This is a genomic window from Allorhizobium sp. GW101-3B10 (genome assembly GCF_059424725.1).
In genome coordinates, this window is sequence record NZ_JBWKZR010000001.1 from 3665941 (window position 1) to 3682531 (window position 16591).

The following is a 16591-nucleotide window of genomic DNA, read 5'->3' on the forward strand; positions in this document are numbered from 1 at the left end:
CTGTCCCGAATCCGCCCCTGTATCGTTGCTGGGCGGCTTGAGCGGGCTGCGCAGAGACCTGCGCAGCCCAGTAGCTTTGGTACCAAAGTTCAGGCGAGCAATCGCTCGAACTCAGGTCCCGTCGCTGGTGTCTTCGCCGACAACGGAACTGGTGAGATCCCCGCCGACGACGGTCATGTCGATCGCATTCTGTTGCAGGTTGGCACCCAGCACGATCTCCTGGTTGAAGGCGTTGGTGTTGATCAAGCCATCGGCGCTGGACGAACTCGAGCCCGTTACATAGCCATCATCGCCATTGCCGGAGCCCCACGAACCGCCATCGCCGGCTCCGCCATAGCCCGTCGTAGCCGTTCCACCCATTCCGCCGGCACCAGCATCACCGCCAAGGGCCCAGCCGCCAAAGGCGTCGCCGCCCGTGCCGTCCGCCCAGGCGCCGCTGAGAGCTGCCCCACCTTCACCGCCTTCGGCCCAACCGTCTCCGCCATAGCCGGCGCCGGTTGAGGCGCTGCCCGTGGCAGCTGCGCCGCCGATGCCGGCAGCCCCGTCGCCACCATCGCCGCCGACACCAAGACCGATGCCGCCGCCTGCGCCGAAGCCTGTGCCCCCGGCAAGCGCGCCGCCACCGTCACCACCATCGCCCGCATTCGAGGCGTTTCCACCGGCACCGCCAGCGCCGCCAGCGCCAGCGCCGCCGCCAGCGCCGCCATTGCTGGCTCCACCGTCGCCGCTCGTGGCATCGCCGCCATCACTGCCGACAAGGACGGGATTGACGAGCCCGAGGACAGCGCCAACGCCTGCATTGGCTGCCCCGCCGATCGCATCGCCGGCATCGCCGCCGTCGGCGGCATCGCCACCATCGGCACTTCCACCGTCGCCGCCGGCATCACCGTTTCCGGCAGAGTTGCTGCCGCCACTGCTGCCGTCGCCGGCAAAGGCGAGCCCGGCGCCAAGGCCCAGACCGAGGCCAAGACCCACGCCAAGCCCTTCCGCGCCGTTGCCGCCGCGACCACCGTCGCCGGTGCCGCCGGTGGCGGCGCCGCTCGTAGCATTGCCGGACGCGCCATTTCCACCTGTCGCAGCGCCGCCTTCACCCGTGCCGCCAGCAGCCATGCTGCCCGCGAGACCGCCGAAGCCAGAGCCAGCGAGACCCGAACCGCCAATGGCGCCGCCGCCGATACCGCCGTCACCGCCGTCGGCATCCGCGCCATTGCCGCCGTCGCCGCCGGATCCGCCTCCGCTGATACCGTCATCGGAATGAGCCATGCCGCCGTGGGCAGTGGCGTCAACCCAGAAATCGCCGTCGTTCGTCACCTGGGCGTTGTCCAAGTGGTCGTTGTCCTGGAGGTTGGCGATCTGGTTGAAGACGTTGCCGACGTCATTGCCGTCACCGTTCAGCGCGTCGTTCAAGATGTTGTCGAACTGCACGTTGAACAGGCCCTCGACGGAACTGCCTCCGCTGACATCGATGTCAGCGAAGTCGTCGTCGGTCGGCATGTAGCCTTCGAGGCCGACGTCAACGGTGACGCCGACGTCGACGGTCGAGGTGTTGTGGTTGATGTTCTCGCTGGCATTGTGGTTGCCATTGAGGTTCAGGTTGCCGTTGCCGTTCAGGTTGGCATTGCCGTTACCATTCAGGTTGCCGTTGCCGTTACCATTCAGGTTCCCGTTACCGTTGCCGTTCAGGTTGCCGTTTCCATTGCCGTTGTAGTTTTCCGACAGGCTGGCTTGGGCTTGGGCCTGGTTTTGCGCGGCCTGTTGGGCCTGCTGCTGGGCTTGCTGCTCCTGCTGCTGTTGCTGCTGCTGTTGTTCCTGATCGTCGTTGTTGAACGGATCAAAGACGTGCTTGGATTTGCCCGACATAGTCGTGGACCTCCGGTTCTGGCTCCGCGACAGCTTGACCGTCATTCATCTTCTATACGGTCTTGGCCATGCGGAAGGTTGATCTTGATGCTTCACGTCGAAAGCGGACGGAAATCGCAGGTCCGCTCATTCCTGCTTGCATTGCCGTGTTGTGGAAAATTCGTGTCCTCCCTGTTTGTCGTTGAAGGCTCGCTCGGCGCCGACTGCTTTACGCTGGACGCGTCGGCCCTACATGCAGTCAGCCTGTTCGAAGCAGCCAGGGAAGTGTCTGCGTCTTATGCAAGGAAGATAAGCTGACAAATGGAGCTAGTTCCGATGGCCCAGTACTAGTCCATGCGCGGCTCCGTGACCGTGTTTGCGGCGGGGCTGTCGCGGGCGCTCATCGAGCTAGGGTACCCGGTGTCCACAGGACCGCCGGCGCGTCACAAGGTCCGGACCGCGCGTGATGCAGACAGATCCTCCTGCTCATGCCTCCGGACTGCGGGACGATGAAAGGACGGATCGCCTGAGCCAGCTTCGGTCGCACTACCCGCCGAAAGAGGTAGCCGGTATTCGCGACCGACGTCTTATTGTGTAGTTGATCCTTACTTGAGCCAAGAATCCGATTTTGCGCTTATTTTTCAGAAGGATATCTTGTCTTCCCGCTGTCGCGCGGGCCGTCAAGCGGCCCCGCCAGTAGCTCCTTCGGACTATTTCCATCCGAGATTTCTTGGTTTACCGTTTCCTAAAAGAGAGAGCGGAGAGGGTATCTACTAGCGCACTCCGCGATGCAGAATTCGGGGAGGCTTGCTAGAATGAAACAAGAAGCATTTCACGCTCGAGGCGGCCGCGCGGATTTGGTGGCGTCCTCCGAGGCCATCTCTTACATGCGCACGCTTCTGTTTGTCGGCCCTCCGAATCTGGTGTCGGGAGCCATGGCAGCGGCCATAGAGAAGGAGTTCCCCTTTCTAAGGGTGGAGCACGCCGCCAGCCTCAGATCCGCGCTGGACGAATTCGAGATACCCCTGCGCCTCCTGCTGGTCGATCTGCACCTCGCAAACGAGCTGAGCAGTTTCGGCGGTGAGGTGCTGAGGCGACATCCCACAAGCACCTTCGCCATCGTCACCGACAGCGATCTGGGAGGAAGCGTCGAACGTCTTCACGCAATCGATACGCGCATCGTTCGCGGCATCCTGCCCATGAATGTAAGCCTCGATGTTCTGTTGTCGATGCTGAGGATCATTCTCAGGGGCGGAACTTACTACGCATCCATCGCCCATCGCGACCAAGGGAGCGTATCGGCAGAGACCAACGGCGCCCATCTGCCGCATGAGTCGCCCCTCCAGCTCGCGCCAGCTATGCAAGGCAAGACAATGCACCAACTCACGAAACGCGAAAACGAGATTTTGGCCCGCATTGCGCTGGGCAACCAGAACAAGATCATTGCCGCCGCCTTGGGGCTGTCCGAGCACACCGTCAAGATTCACATCCACAACATCATTACCAAGCTCGGCGTCCACAATCGCACCGAAGCCGTCGCGTTCTATTTTGAGCGCAAGGACAAGAATGTCGATGACGTGCCGCCAGAGGACCACGTCCGCTCGAACGGCGCGGCGCGGCGCGGCGATGCCTAGATTTCAAGATGTTCTTCTCCTGCTCGGCCAGTTGAACTACACTTGGACCAATACAGAGAGCCTCCTCATTCACATGATCGCCGGGCTCGCCATGTCGGACAAGGAGACGGCGATCGTCATCTTCCTTACGCTCAACACGCCGCGCGCGCGGATAGATCTGGTTGAGCGCCTGGCGAAGATGCAGAAGACGCCGGCGCAGTGCCGAGCCGAGGTTCTTGACGCCAGCAGGCGCCTTTCAGAGGAGGCCAAGCTGCGCAATAAGTACAATCATTGCATCTATTCCTTCGATCCGGACAGCGGCCGGGGGATCACGCAGTCGATGCGCATCTTCGAGGGCAGAGACGACATCAAGTACGGCAAGATCGAAGCGCTCGACGATCAGGAAATGGAACGCATCAGGCAGAGCATCAGAACCCTGGTCAAGATAAACCAGGACTTCTGGCGCATTACCGAAAAATACGGGTTTCCACGGTAGCCGTTTGATGCCGGTCCGTTCGCAAGGACGAACCTTCTCCGCAGGCGCGTTTGGACATTCAACACCTTTCAATCAAGCAGAATCCGAACCCGGCTTCGACAGGGTCTCCCCGTCGGAATCAGCTGTTCGCCTGCCCCGCGATCAAAGAGGGGAGGATGAAGCTACCTCCTTTGAACTAGCGGCTGCCCATCTATTGAAATTGTATTTCCCGGTGTGGACAGGCAGCCTTGAAGATCTGGGAGGTAAGAAAAATGTCTTTGATTTCCGATAACGTTTCACGACATCACCGCACCGTCAGGTCGGCAGGGACCAGTAAACGCCATCGCGGAAAACGCGTTTTTGACGTCTTCTTCTCCCTCACCTCGCTGATATTTCTCGCTCCCGCCCTGGCCTTGATCGCCATCGCCCTCCTGATCGTTGATGGCAGGCCGATCATCTACCGCCATCAACGCATCGGCAGGAACGGACAACCGTTCGCCTGTCTCAAGTTCCGTACGATGCGGAAGGACGCTGACAAGGTGCTGGCGGAATTGCTGGAGCGCGACCCAGCCAGGTTGGCGGAATGGACACGGACACAAAAGCTCATGGACGACCCGCGAGTGCACTGGCTCGGCAGGTATCTACGCGTCAGCAGTGCCGACGAACTTCCCCAACTCATCAATGTCCTCAAAGGGACGATGAGCATCGTCGGGCCGCGGCCGATCATGCTGGAAGAACTGAGCCGCTATGGCCCCCACATGAGCTGCTACCTCGCAATGACGCCGGGAATCACGGGGCTCTGGCAGATCTCGCGGAGCAAGAACGCCTCGTACGATGAACGCGTCCACCTTGATGTCGAGTATTTCCACAGAGGTTCTCTGGCGAAGGATTTCGCAATCATCTGGAAGACTTTGGGGGTCGTTCTCTTCGCCCAGAACGAAAGATGAGGCCGGCTCAAGAAATCAACCAGACGATCAAGACAATCCAGAAGACGAGGCTGCCGAGTATGACGAGCCAACGCAGTATGAACTTCGCATTCCAGACTGCGCGATGACGCATAGAAGGCTCCCCCCGGTTTCCTCTCCCCAGCTGCGAATCCGGCGCAGTGCCGACGCACCTTCTGGCTTTACATCATGGCCGACAAGCTGGTTGCCTGGACGGCAGGACAGGCCAAGACCGCCCATCATTTCCCATCACTCATACGAGATAGTACGCAAATGTGCGCAGAATTTGATCCGCAAGGCGCGGCCTGCCGGCAGCCACGCTCGGTAGCCGAGGCGGAGGGAGAGACTGGAGCGCGGGTGTCGCGCCGTTCCTTCGCTGTGAAACTGAGCGAAAGCTGGAAGCGGTTGTGCTTAGCGCTTATGTCGCCATCGCTAGTCAAGTCTGCGGTCTGGACATTCGGCGCCAAGGGCTTTTCCCAGGTGGCGCAGTTGGCAGCCTTCATCGTGGCCGCCCGAGTTCTTAATTCCGCCGAGTTCGGTCTCTTCGCTTACAGCGCGGCGTTCGCGGTGCTCCTCGTCATCTTTGCCGAAGGAGGGTGGGGGGAATTCGTCATGAAGACGTCTAACAACCCCGATCGGCTGGATCAGGTTGCCAGCGTCTCCATTCTGGCGGGCTTGCTTTCCATGACGCTCGGATTGTGCGGCGCGGCCGTCGTCGGCCTCTATTTCGGACAGGCTCAGGAAGCGATGCTTGTCGCGCTGTTTAGCATTTGGCTTCTGCCGGCCTCGCTCGTCGTCGTCTACGAGGGAATCATGATTGCCGCAGGTCGGTTACGTGCGCATGCGGTCATCAGGATCCTGGCCGATGCCTGCGGCCTGGGTGTGACAGTCGCAGGGCTGCTCGCAGGATGGAGTGTGCTCGCCCTCGTTGCCGGACGCTTGGCGATGCAGATGACGATGCTGGCGGCTTGCATAGTCGTAGTGCGCTGGTTTCCCAGGCCGCGCCTGACACAGCCGCTGCTGCGCGAGTTGCTGGAATTCTCTCGCCACATCGTGGCGAACCGTCTCATCGTGTTCGTCCGTTCCTATTCGGGGACCCTCGTCGTCGGCAGCTTCCTCGGACTTGCGGAGGCGGGTTACTACCGAGCCGCGGAACGGATCGTCGCCGCATTTTCCGAAATGATCGGCGAGCCGGTCCGCCTCCTGGCGTGGGTCGTATTGCGGCGGGTCAACAATCTACCTGCCGGGGAGCGCAACCTCTCGAAAGAAATGGGAGCGGCGGCAACGGCTTTCTTGGTGTCGGCCATGGCAATATCCGTGCCCGTCTATATCGGTCTGGCGCTGATGTCTGGCAGCCTCGTCCACATTGTGCTCGGCGACTCCTGGGCGCCAGCGGCGATCCTGATCTCCCTGCTGTCGGTCAAGCAGATCCTGCTCATCCCGGGATATCTGACCGAGCCGCTGCTTTCGCTCGCGGGAACCATAAAGAAGATGCCCGGCGCGGTATTGCTCAACAGCCTGGTGTCACTGGCGTTCATCCTGGCGTTCACGCCTTTCGGCATGCTCGCAGCGGCAATCGGACAATGCGCCGCCGCCGTGTTTTCATTCGCCATCTCCATGCGTCTGCAGAGCCGCTATGGCGCCGTGGACTGGAGCGGGGTATTGCGTCGTTCTCTCAATCCCCTCCTTGGCGTCATCGCCATGGTAACGGCCGTCGCCCTCATTGGTGACGTCGCGGCAGCGTCTGCAGCAAGCGACCTGTCGGTCAATGCTCTACAAGCCATAGCCGGAATCGCGGCCTATATCGTCGTGCTGGTGGCGCTGCAGAGGATCAAAGGGGGATCTGCGCCGATCTTCGCCTTCGCCCACCCCACACGTCCAAACTGAAAGTACTTCCGGACAATAGTCATATCGGAGTCGAGATCATGAATACCGCCAATATCAGAAAAACGACACGGTCCCTCCTGAAGAGCACGATGGCCGGGCTCGGCCAATCGCTGGTGCCGTTGCGTGTCGTGGGAGGGCGGCTTCGCTATCTCTCCCCCTTTCCGCGTCGATTCACAGGCGCCTACGCCTCATTTGAGGAGGCCGTCGCCGCAGCGGGAACCGATTCACTGGTGGGCTATGACCATGATGCGATTTCAACTGTTGCCTTCGAACAGATGTGCCGGGTCATGCCTTGGGACTATCCGGTACTGTTCTGGCTGCGCAGCCTTCTGGACGAAATCGACGGCGTGGTCGATGCGGGCGGGCACATGGGGACGAAGTATCGCGCGTTTCGCGGCTTGCTGCCGCTCGATGCGGCCTTCACCTGGATCGTCTACGACGTACCGGCGATCGTTGCGGCCGGACGCAAAAGGGCCGCCGAGGACGGTCTGTCGCAACTGTCCTTCATCAATAGCATCGAAGAGGCGCCTGAAACCTGCGTATTTCTCGGCTCCGGCTTGCTGCAATATCTCGACATACCTCTGGCCACCTTGCTAGGTGGCATGCAGTCACTGCCCCGGCACCTATTGCTCAACAAGGTAGCCTTTCACAAGAGCGGCCTGCTCGTCACTCTCGAGCGTATAGGGGAGGCCTATGTGCCCTACCAGATGCGCGACGAAGGCGCTTTCCTGCGGGAGATGGAACGGATGGGCTATCGACTGGTCGACCGCTGGGCGATCCCTGAATTGTCGCATGTCATCGAGACGCATCCCGAACTCGGGCCAAGTGAAAGCGCGGGATTCTATCTCCGCAGGGACAACGAGCGATCGCCAGCAGGAGCCCAATAGCGCGAGTGCGCCCCCGTTGATCGCTGCGAAATCGTCCCGGCGGTCATGCGACGCCGGCTGAGCTGTCCTGCCCGGCCCGGGCAAGCACGCGTTCGTAAAGATCCATCAATGCCTCGCCCCAAGACGCCTCGGTATGCGCCATCGTCGGCGCTTCCCTCAGGCAGCGAACGCTCATGGATCTAACGAGTTGATCGTCGCTCGCGATGATACGCAGCGCGTCGGCAAAGCCTTCGATGTCACCAGCTCGGAACGTCATTCCGCAGCCGCGTGACGCGATCTCTCTTCCGAGCAGGGCGGAATCCGGCATGACAACGGGTATCCCGCTGGAAACCGCTTCCAGCGCGGCCAACCCGAAAGGCTCGGGAACGCGTGACGAGACCACGATGGCACGGGCATCTCTGACGATCGTGCGTATGTGGCCGCGTTCCTGCCACCCGTGAAGCACAACCTCGGGATAGAGCTCCTCAAGCATCTGGCGCCCCGCTCCGTCCCCAATCACGTGAAGCGTGACGTTCGCAAGGCGAGCGGCTCGTGCCGCATCATCGAAACCCTTTTCCGGCTCCAACCTGCCGATGAAGAAAAACGTTCTGTTTCGCCACGGGGATCCGGGCTCCGTCAGGAAGGGCTCCACGGGATTGCGGATCGTGTCTATGTACGCCCCATTCAGTTGCGCGCGCGCGAAATATTCCTGCATCCGTTCGTGAACGATGACGATGTTGGCGGGCACGTCGCGGGTGGGATAGAAGTGTTCCCGGAGCATATGCCGCACTGTGCGCCAGATCTTCTCGTGGTATCCGCGCTTGTCGCACTGGGTGCCGAGGCACTGCGCGGACATCGGCCGCAGCCGGCACACCTGGTGGGAGCGGTAGTTCGCAAAACCTCCATTCGGGCATGCCAGAAAGTAGTCATGCGCGTGGAGGATCGTCCTTTGCCGCACCGGCGCCAATGCCCGAAAGATCGAAGGAGACAGAATCTTCGACCATCCGTGCACGTGATAGATCGTCGACGGCGTGTCTTTCGCCAGGACCAGATCGCGCAGGGCCGCGTAGGCTTGCGCATTGTAGATGCCGCTGGCGAATGCCGATAGCCTGGCCTGATTGAAGAGCGGCATGCCGTCAAGATTCATCGTATCGGCAACGGGCTTTTCGCGTGGCGGGCAGTCACCGGCAAAGTAGGTCACCCCGACGCCGCCATGTTCGAGCATCTGTGCGGAAAGGACCGCCAGGTTCGAAGCCCCGCCGACACGACTTGAGCGGTCATTGATGACGACGACGTGATCGACGTGCCGATCCGGCATGATCTAATCCATTCTTTCGACATTGCGAGGAGCCAGGCGGCCAGAGAAGAAATCCGCCAAGGCGCGCAGATTTCCCCTGACGCGCCCCTTTCGGTCGACCCATGGTTCCGGTCGCCAGACTTTCACGGTGTTGGCGACCATATTGCGCGCCATCTGAAGGCCGGCATGACGGACGGTCATGGTTCCCTTGCGGACCAGGTGGACCGGATTTGCGATCTGCGAGTAGCCGAACCGGGTGCCGGAGGTGCGTCCGACCTTTGTGCCGAGATGGACGCCCGTCAGCCTAGGGGACTTGACCACGCGGCCATGGCGCGCCGCCATGCGACTGAAGTCAACGTCTTCCAGCCAGCCGTAGAGCGGCAGATCCTCGTCGAAGCGCAGGTTTCCGCTCCAGACCGCAGACATGCGCACGGCCATGTTGCATCCGTAGCCACAATAGACGGTGCGCAACGGGTCCGGGTCACAATCCGCCCTCATCTCTGCGGCCATGATCCGGCTGATCCCTTCTTCAATGGGGATGCCCGGCCCGATGATGCCGTCGGCTAATACGGTTCCGGTGGCGATCACCACGTCGGGATTTTCGGCAAAGAGTTGTTCAACCTGCTCCAGGTAGGACGCGGTCATGAGAAAATCGTCGTCGAGGAAGATGACGACGTCGGCTTGCGAAACGGCATCGAGAATGCAATTGCGTTGACGGCAGCTACCGCGCGGCGACATCAGAACGCGGGAGGGACAGGTGAGATCCGCCAGGCAACTCTGGTCGATATCGTTCGGCGACCAGACGCACACGACGACCTCATCCGGTTGCCGCTTCTGGCGCACCAGATGGCGAAGTGTCGCTGCCAGGACTTCCTTCCTTCCGGTGCTGGGTATGCCGACCACAAGACGGAGCGCACCGGCCGATGAAGCCATTTGCCCACGCGCATGGGACACGCCGGAGACGTTCATCCCATGCCTCCGCCGCCAACGCGAGTCTGGAACCAGTCTTCTGCACCACTGCGATTAGCGACAACGCCGAGAAGTGCAAGGCGCGACCGCCCGAACGAGGCGAGGGCATCGGCAAGGCGTTCAATCGTCATCTTGTTCGAGTTCCCGAGCACCAGAATGACGCCGTCGAGATAGGTACAGATCGTGCGCGTGTCGGCCGAGTTCTCGAAGCCGGACATGTCGACGATGACGACCTTGTAGCGCCTGCGCAGCTTCTCGATGGACTCCTTAAGGGCCGGAAGATGGCCGTACCTCTGATGGGACGCGGCGATCTGCCTCGTCTCGCTGGTCGTCAGAAGGGGAACCGGGATCGTGCCCGCCTCGCCGAAAAGCTTTTCGGCACGAACAAGCTCTTTCTGCATCTCGCTTGGGGCGGTCGCGAGCTCAACCGTGTCGCGTCGCTGTGTGGTACGGGAGAAGGCGGGCATGATGTCCGGCTCGACCAGTTCAATCGGCCTCAATCCAAGTTCCGTGGCGGAACTCGCCGCCAGACGCGTCAGCCGCGCGCTCACGAAATCGGCATCTATGAGAAGAACCGACTGCCCTTCGTTCTGATAGAGCTGCGCAAGGTTCGTCGCGATCGTGGTCTTGCCTTCTCCCGAGCCGACCGACGTGATGCCGACCACGATCGAGCCGTTGGCAGGTATGACGGCGTCGAGAGAATTCTTGACGCCGCGTAGCGCTTCGGAGAAGCGGGAATAGGGCGCGTCCAGGATGGATCGCAGCGGCTGCACCTGTTCCGGCAGCGTGGGCTTACCCTTATCAAGACGGAGGTTTGGCCGGTAAACCGGGATGCGTCCCAATGAACCGATACCCAGCTCCCGTTCGAGGCGCTCGCTCGAGCTGGTCCGGCGGTCAAGACTGCTGCGCAAAACGGCGACCAGCAGACCACTCGCAAGACCGAGCATGGCCGAAAATGGCAGGATGATCGAGGTCTTCGGCCAGCTTTTGCCGAAGGGCGCCGTGGCCGCGGAAACGACGCGAGCCTGGGCCGAGGGAAACGAAAGCGTCTGCAACGTGCCGGACAGCTGCTGCAGGATGCTTTCGTAGAGGCGACGATAGGTATTGGCATTGCTCTCCATCTCCGCGAGTTCGACGCGGGCGATGTTCTTGTCCTCCCCAATGCGGCTCGCCGCCGCAAACTGCTCCTCGACCAGCTTTTCCCGCATGCGGGCCACGTCAAGATTGGCGCGGTAGACGGATGCGATCCGTCGCAACTCGGACCCGACCTCCGCTTCCAGACGCGCGATCTCTGCCTGGGTCGAGGCGATCGCCGGATTGCCATCGCTGTAGCGGCTCTTCAACCCCTCAAGTCGGGTACGGGCCGCCCGAATGTCCTCGCGAAGCTTCTGGATCTGCGGGTTGTTCGCGATTTCTACCAGATCGCCCTCGATGGCCTCTTTCCCCTCGATCAACTTCGTCAGGATCGTCAGCTTGGCAGATTCCGAAGCCGTCGCGGCCTTTGCGGCAAGTACCTGGCTGCTGATCTCGGAAAGCTGCTGCTGGTCGAGAGTCGAGATATTGCCGACCGCAGTGATGCCGTGACGATTACGAAACTCCTCTGCTGCAATCGCGGCTTCTCTCGCCTTGATGCCGATTTCGGCCAACCGGCTCTCGAGCCACGTCGCGCCGCGCTTCGCAGCCTCCGCGCGCTCGTTCATGCCGTTGCGAATATAGGCTTCGGCCAGAGCGTTCGCGGTCCTGGCTGCCTTTTGCGGATCGCTGGAGCTGTATCCGATCTGGAGCACGTAGGACTGCCCCACGCGCTGGACGGTCACGCGCGAAAGGAAGCGGCCCATTACACGCCTCAGCTGTTCCTCTTCGCTGACCGCCGTTGCAGCGTCCTCCTGCGTTGTCCCGGATAAGATGTCGGCGGTCGAGGCCAGGAAGCCCATGACGATGGCACGGAACGAGCTGGTGTTGACGAGCTCAGGATCGTTGACGAGGTCGAGCCGCCGAATTACGTCGAGCGCGATCGCCTCGGATTTGACGATCTCCACCTGGCTCGCGATTTCCGCAGCCTCGATGATCACGGTGCCGCTGGAGACGTCCTGCGAAATAATACGTCCCTGTTCGGGGTCCATCACCAGCCGTGTCGTGGCTTGGTATATCGGCTGAGCCTTTACAAGATAGACGCCGCCCAGCGTGATTCCGGCGACCGTGAACGCCCCGATGACGAGGGTGTTTCGGCGAAGGAACGCGAATACGTCGAGAAAGGACAGGTATTCCTTTTCGCTGTCGCCCTTTCGCTCGGAGTGCGAACCGACTGAAATATTTGCAAATTCGTGCAGGCCCATTTGCGTCCCCTTGAATGCTCTGGCTGGTCAGCGTCTATCTACCGAGGCGGTTCCGAGTTGGCGGATACCTGCAACGGGTCCGCGATACCGGCGGAAATGTCGTACCGAACGCTCAGCAAGTCGCCGGGCTCGAGCTCCGTTGTCTGTTGCACCTTGAGTGGCGAGCGCAGGTCGCCTTTGCGGGTCAGCCAGTATTCAACCGGCTGCAGTTCCCTGGTCTTCAGTGCATGGTATTGCGACAGCGAGGCGCCGGTTGCCTCCAAGAGCTGCACTGTCGTATTGCGTTTCAGCTTGGTGTCCTCGATTTCGGCTTCGACAAGTTGCAGGTCGCGCCCCGCTTCCGTCCGATACTGGCCCTGAAGCGTGAGGGCATCGCGCTGCGTCTCGCTTACCTTCTGCCGTGCCCGCATCGTCGCAACCACAAGATCCAACTTGTTACTGCTCAGGTCGGCGACGACTCTTTCGAGCGATGTTTCGCGAGACTTCGCCAAGGTCCCGCGGTCGACAAGCGAGGAAATGTTTGAAAGCTCCGTCTGCGCAATTTCGATCTGACGGTCCTGAACGGCCGTTTTTTCCTCCAGAACCTTGATCTCGTTTTCGAGGAGGGTCTGCAGTTCGTCGAGGGAGTCCAGTTGGCGCTTCAGCGCCTCCGCCCGGGCGGCAAAGAGGCTCAGCTCCCTTTGTATGATTCGCTGGGTGGCGAAGTCCTCGGCCTGGGTCGACAGTTCTGGCGGCATTTCTATCGCCGAGGCACCGCCCGCTTCGGCCGCCAGCCGCGCGCGCCGAGCCAGAAGCTGCTTGAGGAGGAGATCGCCGCGGCTCAGCTCTCCCACGTAACGGATCTGTTCAAGCTCCGAAAAGCCCATCGGGTTCGTCTCACGCTGGCGCCCGCCAGCCATCGCGACCGCCTGCATGACGGTCAGTCCCGGGCGAAACTCCAGTTCGCCAGGGCGATCAACGGTCCCGGTGATATAGATTGCAGGGTATTTGACAACTTCGACCGTGGCGGTCGGCGGTGTGGCGAGGCCGGTCTTCTCTTTCAACAACGTCGCGATCCGATCCCCGACTTGCCGGGTCGTATCGTTCGCGACGACAATCTCGCCGAGAAGTGGGACAGAGATCGTTCCCGCAGGCGAAACAAGATACTCGCCGGACAGGGCACTCCACTCCTTGTATTCGCCCGTGGTGGCGATCCATTCCACAATCATGACCTTCAGGCGGGTCTGAGGTCGAAGGGGATACGTGTCGTCCCCACTGGCCGACGCGGCGGCGCCAAGGACGAGCAGGCCGCTGAGCGCCATCCGGACGCACCATAGAAGCGGCTTCCGAGATCCGGGGGCGGATGGTCTTGTTCGAAGTAACGAGAATGACATCGATCTGGTCTCGCGTTTCTGGCGTCCGTGGCACGCTCTCGTCCGGCGGTTGGTCGGAGACGCACACACATCAATCATCGGCCGAAGACGGAACGAGTAAATTCCCAGTCCGTCCGTCCGATCTAGTCCCTTTTAGGGAGACCGCCTAAACCAACGCTCCGATTGGATGAGCCTTTCTGCCCCTTCGCCGGCCTTCTCCCGCCATGCGGCGCGTTTTGCCATCGCCGGTCTACCGTACTCCTCCCTTTGGATGCCGCCTCAGACCGAAGTGGGTCCTGTGTTCGGGCTCCGGCCAGACCTAGTCTGGAACCCTTGTGCGCTGGCAGGGGAAGCAAAATGCGGGTAGCGATCGTTCACTATTGGCTTGTATCTATGCGCGGCGGCGAGAAGGTCGTCGAAGCCCTGTGCGACATGTATCCGGACGCCGACATCTTCACGTTGGTCTACGACGCGGAACGGACATCCGAGAAGATCCGTCGCCACCGCATCATCACCTCGTTCCTTCAACGCATTCCGGGCGCGGTCTCCCACTATCAGTCGTTGCTCCCCCTGATGCCGTTCGCACTCGAGAGTCTGGACCTGAGGGGCTACGACCTGATCATTTCGAGCGAGTCCGGCCCAGCGAAGGGCATCATCCCGCCTCCGCATGCCGTACACATCTGCTACTGCCACTCACCCATGCGGTATCTCTGGGACCACTACCACATCTATCGGTCGACGGCGGGACTTGCCGCACGGATGATGATGCCGGTCCTCGCGCCGATCCTGCGCTCCTGGGACGTCAGTTCGAGCCTGCGCGTCGATCGTTTCGTGGTCAATTCGCATCACGTCGGCGAGCGCGTGCGCAAATACTATCGCAGATCGACCTCGGTCGTGCCGCCACCGGTATCGGTCGGCGAGTTCGCGCTGGCTGCAGATCCGGGAGACTTCTATCTCTGCGCGGGACAAATTGTTCCCTACAAGCGGATCGATCTCGCGGTCCGTGCCTTCACCGAAATGGGACGAAACCTGGTCGTCATAGGCGACGGAGCGAAGCGGGATATCGAAGCGCTGAAACGCTTGGCCGGACCCACGGTGCGTTTCCTGGGCCGTACTTCCTTTCCGGTCCTCAAGGCCAATCTCGCGCGTTGCCGGGCATTGATTTTTCCCGGCGAGGAAGACTTCGGCATCGTGCCTGTCGAGGCGATGGCAAGCGGGCGGCCCGTGATTGCCTTCGGCCGGGGCGGCGCCCTGGAAACCGTCGTACACGGGCATACCGGCCTGCTGTTCAACGAACAGTCGGTTGGGGCGCTCATCGACGCCGTGCGCCAGTTCGAAGAGAGCGCGCTCCTTTTTCAACCGGAAGCCATCCGCGCGCACGCATCGCGATTCAGCGTCCAGAACTTCCAGACGAGCATGCGAGAGATCATCGAAGAGGAACTGGCAGCAAGGCGCTCCGGCTTTTCCGGGGATGCGGGCTTGCTGGCGCTGCCCCGCAACTACAATGGCGAACTACCGGTCCCCCTCCACTGACGGCGGGCCGAACCCGAGGACGCAGGGAATGAACCCGATCATGGCGTGTTACAGCCGGTTCGACCAACACGGACCGATTCCATGGGACAGACTGCCGAAGGGACCGAGGCGGCCACTACTGTTCGCGTTCCATCGCCTGGAATACGCGGTCTTTCTTGCATTCGGCCTTGCGCTCTTGGCGACAGTCGTGCTGCTGATGCTCACTGGCTGGCTCCTGGGCGTTGACCGGGGCCAAGACGATTCCTACGGATAAGAAGGCATATCCCTACAGATGGCCTGGCATCGAACCGGCTATCCTGACATGGGTGCCGGCCGGCAGGATCCGCACAATCCTGTTCGCCTGACCGACCCCACTCTGCCTTCCGGATGCCCGCGTTGTTTCCGGCGTCGCTTCCCACAGGTTTGGGCGTTCGTATGAACGATCGTGCTTGCGCACCGGGCCGAGGCAGGAGTCCGGAAAGGGACGCGGTGCCCCTTCCCGGCTTCGCAGCCGTACTACTTCAGCTTGAAGGCCACTTCCGTGCGGTTGGTCGCATGCAGCTTCTTCATAATGTTGCGAATGTGCACCTTCACTGTGCTTTCGCATAGATTCATCTCATAGGCGATGATCTTGTTCGCCTTTCCGCGGCGAAGCGCCTCCGCCACTTCGATCTCGCGGGGCGTAAAGATGTCCGAGCGGCAATTTGTTCCGCTGAATGCGGAGCTGATCGTGTCCTTTGCCGCAAGAATGCTGCTCGCGGGAATGAAAACACCCCCCGCGCGCGCCAGCGCAATGGCCTGGGCGGCGACATTGACATGTACGCTGGTGGGGATGTAGCCGCGCGCGCCCATCTCCACCGCCTTCATGATCTCGCCTAGATCATCCGAATCCGCGATCACAATAACCGGAACGCGTTTGAAGGCCACCACCACATTCGAGATCTTCTCACAGGTTCCCGGATCGCTGACCTTGGTACCGCTGAAGACGAGAAGTATGGCGGAAGGATTCTCCGCTAGCTGCTGCTTGCCCCAGTCGTCGATCGACTCAGCCATTCGGATATTCATCGCAGGATTGTACAACGACAGACATTGCGACAGGCACTCCCTGTCGAGTCTGCGAGGATCGATGATCAGCACATAGCCTCCGTCTTCATCATCGATGTCATCGATATCATCGATAGCGTAGTTACTAGCGACTGTATGGCTCGCTCGAAACTTCTCGCTCTGAAGTGGAGAAATATTACTATACCCAAAGTTGTCCACGTTCATAGTACTCTCCCTACCCTAGCTCCGCATGTTTATATCGTCTCTTCTGCGGGCTCCCCAGAAATCTTGCAAAAGGATACGCATCCTCCGCCTTTGGCGAAGACAATCATCGATTTTAGTTGATGGGCGTTTGCAATTAAGGTCAGTATTTCAAAGTTTGATTATATATGCATTAACCTAAGTTAATCGGTTGATAATTATTATCTGATCCTGTGCGACATTGACTTTTCCGCTT

The 16591-nt window shown here is 60.7% G+C and carries 12 protein-coding genes; 6 read left to right on the plus strand and 6 right to left on the minus strand.

The genetic code is table 11. The features are described 5' to 3' along the window. Positions 1 to 111: 111 nt before the first annotated feature. Complete coding sequence (locus AC07Y0_RS18250) at positions 112 to 1905, minus strand: hypothetical protein (protein ID WP_498679123.1); 1794 nt, start codon at positions 1903 to 1905, stop codon at positions 112 to 114. 749 nt (positions 1906 to 2654) lie between these two features. Between AC07Y0_RS18250 and AC07Y0_RS18255 the strand changes: the two genes are divergently transcribed. The 5 genes from AC07Y0_RS18255 (at position 2655) to AC07Y0_RS18275 (ending at position 7645) form a co-directional block, all read left to right on the plus strand. Beyond that, positions 2655 to 3473, plus strand: coding sequence for a helix-turn-helix transcriptional regulator (locus AC07Y0_RS18255; protein WP_498679124.1), 819 nt, complete (start codon positions 2655 to 2657; stop codon positions 3471 to 3473). Beyond that, entirely contained in the window at positions 3466 to 3948 is a 483-nt protein-coding gene (locus AC07Y0_RS18260; protein WP_498679125.1) for a hypothetical protein, read from the plus strand. Before AC07Y0_RS18255 ends, AC07Y0_RS18260 begins: the two co-directional genes overlap by 8 nt. Before the next feature lie 251 nt (positions 3949 to 4199). Further along, positions 4200 to 4874 (plus strand): sugar transferase, encoded by a 675-nt coding sequence (locus AC07Y0_RS18265; protein ID WP_498679126.1) that lies wholly within the window; start codon positions 4200 to 4202, stop codon positions 4872 to 4874. A gap of 186 nt (positions 4875 to 5060) precedes the next feature. Further along, positions 5061 to 6758 (plus strand): oligosaccharide flippase family protein, encoded by a 1698-nt coding sequence (locus AC07Y0_RS18270; RefSeq protein WP_498679127.1) that lies wholly within the window; start codon positions 5061 to 5063, stop codon positions 6756 to 6758. 38 nt (positions 6759 to 6796) lie between these two features. Then, a complete protein-coding gene (locus tag AC07Y0_RS18275) occupies positions 6797 to 7645 on the plus strand; it encodes a methyltransferase, TIGR04325 family (protein WP_498679128.1) in 849 nt (282 codons plus the stop codon). 43 nt (positions 7646 to 7688) lie between these two features. On the opposite strand, the gene AC07Y0_RS18280 is transcribed toward AC07Y0_RS18275, so the two are convergent. The 4 genes from AC07Y0_RS18280 to AC07Y0_RS18295 are packed head-to-tail and all read right to left on the minus strand — an operon-like array spanning position 7689 to position 13527. Beyond that, positions 7689 to 8942, minus strand: coding sequence for a glycosyltransferase family 4 protein (locus AC07Y0_RS18280; protein ID WP_498679130.1), 1254 nt, complete (start codon positions 8940 to 8942; stop codon positions 7689 to 7691). Between the two features lie 3 nt (positions 8943 to 8945). Further along, entirely contained in the window at positions 8946 to 9890 is a 945-nt protein-coding gene (locus tag AC07Y0_RS18285) for a glycosyltransferase family 2 protein (protein ID WP_498679131.1), read from the minus strand. Beyond that, on the minus strand, positions 9887 to 12226 hold the full coding sequence (locus tag AC07Y0_RS18290) for a GumC family protein (protein WP_498679132.1): 2340 nt from the start codon (positions 12224 to 12226) through the stop codon (positions 9887 to 9889). The genes AC07Y0_RS18285 and AC07Y0_RS18290 overlap by 4 nt, the downstream gene beginning before the upstream one ends. 38 nt (positions 12227 to 12264) lie before the next feature. Then, complete coding sequence (locus AC07Y0_RS18295; protein WP_498679133.1) at positions 12265 to 13527, minus strand: polysaccharide biosynthesis/export family protein; 1263 nt, start codon at positions 13525 to 13527, stop codon at positions 12265 to 12267. Between the two features lie 408 nt (positions 13528 to 13935). Here AC07Y0_RS18295 and AC07Y0_RS18300 point away from each other — a divergent pair, with 408 nt between their 5' ends. Further along, positions 13936 to 15111, plus strand: coding sequence for a glycosyltransferase (locus tag AC07Y0_RS18300; RefSeq protein WP_498679134.1), 1176 nt, complete (start codon positions 13936 to 13938; stop codon positions 15109 to 15111). 495 nt (positions 15112 to 15606) lie between these two features. On the opposite strand, the gene AC07Y0_RS18305 is transcribed toward AC07Y0_RS18300, so the two are convergent. Beyond that, on the minus strand, positions 15607 to 16359 hold the full coding sequence (locus AC07Y0_RS18305) for a response regulator transcription factor (protein WP_498679135.1): 753 nt from the start codon (positions 16357 to 16359) through the stop codon (positions 15607 to 15609). Positions 16360 to 16591: the final 232 nt, after the last annotated feature.

Excerpts from the sequence above, each read along its gene's own strand:
- AC07Y0_RS18290 (WP_498679132.1), bottom strand. The coding sequence starts at position 12,226 with ATGGGCCTGCACGAATTTGCAAATATTTCAGTCGGTTCGCACTCCGAG.
- AC07Y0_RS18265 (WP_498679126.1), top strand. The coding sequence starts at position 4,200 with ATGTCTTTGATTTCCGATAACGTTTCACGACATCACCGCACCGTCAGG.
- AC07Y0_RS18295 (WP_498679133.1), bottom strand. The coding sequence starts at position 13,527 with ATGGCGCTCAGCGGCCTGCTCGTCCTTGGCGCCGCCGCGTCGGCCAGT.
- AC07Y0_RS18270 (WP_498679127.1), top strand. The coding sequence starts at position 5,061 with ATGGCCGACAAGCTGGTTGCCTGGACGGCAGGACAGGCCAAGACCGCC.
- AC07Y0_RS18275 (WP_498679128.1), top strand. The coding sequence starts at position 6,797 with ATGAATACCGCCAATATCAGAAAAACGACACGGTCCCTCCTGAAGAGC.
- AC07Y0_RS18285 (WP_498679131.1), bottom strand. The coding sequence starts at position 9,890 with ATGAACGTCTCCGGCGTGTCCCATGCGCGTGGGCAAATGGCTTCATCG.
- AC07Y0_RS18260 (WP_498679125.1), top strand. The coding sequence starts at position 3,466 with ATGCCTAGATTTCAAGATGTTCTTCTCCTGCTCGGCCAGTTGAACTAC.
- AC07Y0_RS18250 (WP_498679123.1), bottom strand. The coding sequence starts at position 1,905 with ATGACGGTCAAGCTGTCGCGGAGCCAGAACCGGAGGTCCACGACTATG.
- AC07Y0_RS18300 (WP_498679134.1), top strand. The coding sequence starts at position 13,936 with ATGCGGGTAGCGATCGTTCACTATTGGCTTGTATCTATGCGCGGCGGC.
- AC07Y0_RS18255 (WP_498679124.1), top strand. The coding sequence starts at position 2,655 with ATGAAACAAGAAGCATTTCACGCTCGAGGCGGCCGCGCGGATTTGGTG.
- AC07Y0_RS18280 (WP_498679130.1), bottom strand. The coding sequence starts at position 8,942 with ATGCCGGATCGGCACGTCGATCACGTCGTCGTCATCAATGACCGCTCA.
- AC07Y0_RS18305 (WP_498679135.1), bottom strand. The coding sequence starts at position 16,359 with ATGAACGTGGACAACTTTGGGTATAGTAATATTTCTCCACTTCAGAGC.